The sequence below is a fragment of the Lachnospira pectinoschiza genome (assembly GCF_020564355.1).
Classification (GTDB): domain Bacteria; phylum Bacillota; class Clostridia; order Lachnospirales; family Lachnospiraceae; genus Lachnospira; species Lachnospira intestinalis.
The window spans coordinates 1-570 of the sequence record NZ_JAJCRR010000018.1 but is presented as its reverse complement, the minus strand read 5'-3'; the positions used below and the strand labels follow the sequence as shown (position 1 = coordinate 570).

The 570-nt window shown below is 40.0% G+C and carries 1 protein-coding gene; it reads left to right on the top strand.

The annotated features are described in order from the left end of the window. The coding region (locus LI288_RS14030) for a GTPase (protein WP_227091066.1) at positions 1 to 570 on the top strand (570 nt) is incomplete at both ends.

The following is a 570-nucleotide window of genomic DNA, read 5'->3' as shown; positions in this document are numbered from 1 at the left end:
AGCCTCTCTAACTTGATTAACAACATTCGTCAAGAAATTTTAGAATCACTTGCGCAAGTTGAAGTTAATATTGATTATCCTGAATATGATGACGTTGAAACAATGACAAGTCAAATGCTTCTGGAAAAAACGGCTCATTTTGAACAGCTTCTGGAAACACTGCTTGCCACAGCTAAACGTGGTAAGATTCTCCGTGAAGGTTTGAGAACAGCAATCATTGGTCGTCCAAATGTGGGGAAATCAAGTTTGCTCAATCAGCTTTTACGTGAAGAAAAGGCCATTGTTACCGATATAGCAGGAACAACACGTGATGTTATCACAGAGTTTGCCAATATTGGTGGTGTCCCCCTTGAGTTAATTGACACTGCTGGTATACGAGAAACTGAGGATATTGTCGAAAAGATAGGTGTCGAACGTAGTCAGAAAGCCTTAGAAGAAGCCGATTTGGTCTTGCTTGTACTTGATGCTTCATCACCATTAACTCCTAAAGATCTGGAATTATTGGAACTTTCCGCTGCGACAAACCGTATCATCTTGCTGAATAAGACCGATTTACCAGAAAAAATTGAG